This is a genomic window from Cellvibrio sp. (genome assembly GCF_053579595.1).
This window is the reverse complement of record NZ_JBRFPI010000371.1, coordinates 1-4378: the sequence shown is the minus strand read 5'-3', so window position 1 is coordinate 4378 and position 4378 is coordinate 1. Positions and strand designations below refer to the sequence as shown.

Annotated in this window: 4 protein-coding genes; 2 read left to right on the top strand and 2 right to left on the bottom strand. The window is 48.0% G+C overall.

All coding sequences use genetic code 11. From position 1 onward, the window contains the following. Window positions 1-2178, bottom strand: a 2178-nt coding sequence (gene polA / locus ACWA6V_RS17910; RefSeq protein WP_449523772.1) for a DNA polymerase I, incomplete at its 3' end; no start/stop codon positions are given. 400 nt (window positions 2179-2578) lie between these two features. On the opposite strand from polA, the gene ACWA6V_RS17905 reads away from it, so the two are divergent. Both ACWA6V_RS17905 and ACWA6V_RS17900 read left to right on the top strand, forming a co-directional pair. After that, a complete protein-coding gene (locus ACWA6V_RS17905) occupies window positions 2579-2836 on the top strand; it encodes a hypothetical protein (protein WP_449523771.1) in 258 nt (85 codons plus the stop codon). A gap of 310 nt (window positions 2837-3146) precedes the next feature. After that, window positions 3147-3431: a hypothetical protein gene (locus tag ACWA6V_RS17900; RefSeq protein WP_449523770.1), complete on the top strand. Its 285-nt coding sequence runs from the start codon at window positions 3147-3149 to the stop codon at window positions 3429-3431. On the opposite strand, the gene ACWA6V_RS17895 is transcribed toward ACWA6V_RS17900, so the two are convergent. After that, window positions 3399-4304: a metal ABC transporter solute-binding protein, Zn/Mn family gene (locus tag ACWA6V_RS17895; protein WP_449523769.1), complete on the bottom strand. Its 906-nt coding sequence runs from the start codon at window positions 4302-4304 to the stop codon at window positions 3399-3401. The two genes, ACWA6V_RS17900 and ACWA6V_RS17895, sit on opposite strands and share 33 nt — an antisense overlap. Window positions 4305-4378 lie beyond the last annotated feature (74 nt).

Sequence of the window (4378 nt, the reverse complement as noted above, 5' to 3'; positions counted from 1 at the left end):
GAGTAAACCGGCGTCGTCAGACAAGTGCGCCATAATGCGCAACTCAATTTGTGAGTAATCCGCGGCTACCAATTTATAACCCTTAGGTGCGATAAATGCCTGACGGATGCGACGCCCTTCTTCAGTTTTAATCGGGATATTTTGCAAGTTCGGATCTTGCGAGGATAAACGTCCGGTAGCGGCAACTGCTTGATGATAGCTGGTATGAATCCGGCCAGTGCGCTTGTTGATCACCAACGGCAATTTGTCCGTGTATGTGGATTTTAATTTCGCCAGGCCGCGATATTCCATCAATACTTTTGGCAGCGGATAATCCAGCGCTAATTCTTGCAAAACCTCTTCTGCAGTTGATGGTGTGCCCGTAGGCGTTTTTTTCAGTACCGGTAATTTTTGTTGTTCAAATAAAATGACACCCAGTTGTTTGGGTGAACTTAAATTGAATTCCTGCCCCGCGATATCATAGGCCTTGCGCTCCAATTGCACGAGGCGCTCGCCCAGTTCAACACTCTGCTGACCAAGCAGTTTGGCATCGACTAATGCACCATTGCGTTCAATATGTGAGAGCACTGGCAAGAGCGGCATTTCAATAGTTTCAAATACCGATTTTAATGGTGCAACTTTTTCCAGCTGCGGCCAAAAAAATTGATGTAACCGCAACGTGATATCAGCATCTTCCGCGGCGTAATGACCTGCATCTTCCACTTTTAATTGATTAAAAGTGAGTTGTTTTACACCTTTGCCAGCAATTTCTTCAAAGGTTACTGTTTTATAATCGAGATAGTTTTGTGCAAGGTCATCCATATTGTGGCGACTGCCGATGGAATTCCACACGTAAGATTCGAGCATGGTATCAAATTCAATACCGCGCAATTCAATACCGTAGTTAAGCAATACACTGCGATCGTATTTTAAATTCTGGCCGATTTTTATTTTGCGGGCATCTTCCAGAATCGGTTTTAATTCTTGCAGCACCCAGTCAAGCGGCAACTGTTCCGGCGCGCCCATATAATCGTGACCGCAGGGAATATAAGCAGCGACACCCGCTTCTATCGCGAAACTCACACCGACAATTTTTGCATCCATAATTTCCAGCGCCGTAGTTTCGGTATCAAAGGAAAACTGCGCGGCGTGTTGCAAACGTTTTAACCAATCAGCAAATAGGATTTTATCGGTAATAATGTCGTAATTAGTTTCGGTGGGTGCTGTAGGCAATTCAGATGACAGCTTGTTTTCTATACCCGCATTTTCTTCACACACCAGCGGTAGTGCGGTCGCAGTCGGCGATACATTTTTTTCATCGTCTATTTCTTTTACCCAGCTTTTAAATTCCAGGTCTTCGAACAATTCGCGTAGACGATTCCGGTCAGCTTGGCCGCAATGAATAGCTTCAGGAGCAATAGCTAATTCCACATCAGTTTTGATAGTGGCGAGGCGATAGGATAAATAGGCCATCTCGCGGTGCTCAATTAATTTCTCTGGCATAGTCTTCGCGCCGCGAAATGAAAGCGTGCGTACTTTTTCCAGATCGGCATAAATCGCGTCAAGCCCACCGAGTCCCTGAATCAATCCCTGTGCAGTTTTTTCGCCGACACCGGGCACGCCGGGAATGTTATCGACCTTATCGCCCATCAACGCGAGGTAATCGATCATTAGCTCGGGGCCAAAACCGTATTTGGAATTGACGCCGGGAATATCCAATACCGTTTCGGTCATGGTGTTTACCAGAGTGACGTGCTCATTCACCAACTGCGCCATATCTTTATCGCCGGTGGAAATCACCACTGGCATTTGCAGCTCAGTCGCCTGACGCGCGAGCGTACCTATTACATCGTCGGCTTCCACTCCTTCAATAACAAAGAGCGGGAGCCCCATAGCCTGCACTATGTCGTGTATCGGCTGCACTTGCGGGCGCAGGTCGTCGGGCATGGGCGGGCGATTGGCTTTGTATTCAGCGTACATGTCATCGCGGAAGGTTTTGCCTTTGGCATCAAAGATGACGGCGATGGGGCTGAGCGGATAGTCCTTCAGCAAGCGGCGCATCATATTGATCACACCTTTAACTGCACCGGTGGGCTGACCTTTGGAGTTGGTAAGCGGGGGCAGCGCATGGTAAGCGCGGTAGAGATAGGAAGATCCATCGACAAGCACCAAGGGTGCGGCAGTTTGAGTCTCGGTCATAGTAAACATCTGCAATTAAGGCGGTTTTTGATGGCCGCAGGATACACCAAACACTTCCCTGCCGAGCCGCAACGCCTGGGCATCAGTGACGCAGGTAACATCTTAAATGCCAATCACGCCAAAAGTGTTACCAGTAATAAAATGTGTTACCAGGTGCCATACCTCATGAAAATTTTACTTTATAACGCTAAGTTTCGGTATTTATTCACATTTTGTAAGTTTGTATAGCTAAAAAGTTTAACCAAGGGCTAGGCAAATCTAAAAAGTCTGTTACTATGCGTTACATAAGGTAACAAATCGAAAACACCAAAGACGCTTTGTTACCGAGTAACACTTAACTCAAGACAAAAAGGTTGCTCACAAGGCAACTGGAATTTTTAAACCATCGGAGGAACCCACGATGAAAAAGACCGCACTGATATTTGCAACTTTAGTACTGACTGCCACCAGCGCTTTTGCTGACGAGGCCACTAACACCGAACTGACTCTGGCTGCTGCCGATTTAGGCGTTAAGACAGCTTGGGTTGAAACCCAGGAAGACGCGGAAGCGCGTATTGCTGAAGAATTGGCTGCCAAGACTGATGTACTGAACGAGAAGGCTAACGCCAACCTCGAACAAAAATTGGAAGCCAAACTTGCACAAGAGTTCGCCCTTTAATTTTAAGTTGTAGCCGCAGCGATTAGTCATCGCTGCAGTGAGCTTTCTTTAAGCTGTTGTTTTGATTGGACTATCTCCCTTATTTTCTCCTCGTGTATTAGCCCTGCATTTGACCTTATAACTTTTTGTTTGGTCGCTGCGGGGCTCTTTTTTTGTGCCAGTCACAAATTTGTAATTTGCTTTAGCAGTGGCGCCTAAGCCCCTCACAGTGTTTATTTCTTGACCTAGAATCGAATTGTGAAGCTGAATTACTGTACAGCTTCCCTGTGAAAAACGCGCTCAACCGCTTATAACCGCACTGGAGGATGTCATGGACACCTTAATTTTTTCCCAAACCGCGATCTTTCGTATGCAACAATTGGCGAGCTGTGTTTATCACAAAACCGGGACTCGCCACCGTATGGCGACGCAAGAAGGTATGTTAGCGCTATTACGAGATGCAGGATCATCGGCCGATAGAGATATCCGCCAGTATTATGATTCGTTTGTCATGGAGCTGAATAAGCGGCAATTGGATATGCTGGAAGCACGTGATGTCAGCATGCGCAAACCTTTCTATGCCTCAGCGATCACGCCGATCCGCAAGGCAGGTTAAAAAGCTCTGGCCGAGTTGTTGTAGCAGTTGCTGATAGCTGGATACCTGTTGTTCGCCGATGGGATCCAGCAAACCAATCCGTAAGTTAAGTGTTTTTGCCATATCATCCATGCCCTGCGCCTTGTAATAAGGCTCCATAAACAGACATTTTCCCTCCTTCGCCAATACTTCCCGCAACTCTTGCAGATGTTTTGCACCCGGGCGACGTTCAGGGGTGTAAGTCACATAGGCGACTTGATGCAGGCCATAGCGTCCGACAAAATGCCCGTAACCTTCGTGGTATACCGCAAACCCCACCGCTTTTACCGGTTCCAACTGCTGCGCCAGCTGCTGATCCAATAATTGTACCGACACCGCAAAACGCTGGGCATTAGCGCGAAACACGGAGGCAGATTCTGGCTGCAATTGCGCCAAACGTGTTGCTAACGCCTGAGAAATCAACACGGCATTGCGTGGATCAAGCCAAATGTGGGGATCTTTGCCAAGATGGGCATGACTACTGTGATGATGATCGCTTGCCACTTCATCTGGCCAATGCAACCCCAGTCGATAACTGATGATTAACTTATCGGCCGCAAGATTAGCGAGCGGACGGGCGAGAAAACTCTCCAATTCCGGCCCGACCCAGAGTACCAGATCCGCCGCGCGCAAGCGTTTGTGGTCGGACATCTTGAGAGGATAGTCGTGTGGTGACGCGGTAACTGGCAGCAAGGTGGCGACATCGGCCTGATCACCCGCTACCTCCTGGGCGATTAGCGCCAGCGGTTTGATGCTGGCCAATATCTGCAATTTCGCCTGTGCTGGCACCGCCAATAACAACGCCAGACTGATAAGCGCCAAGCCCTGCTGGAAAGAAACCCCGCAATACCGCATAACCTAAACCGATCCCGTAAATACATGCCAGATGAAAGGTTATAGAGTAACATAGCCGGACAATTACATCGCCT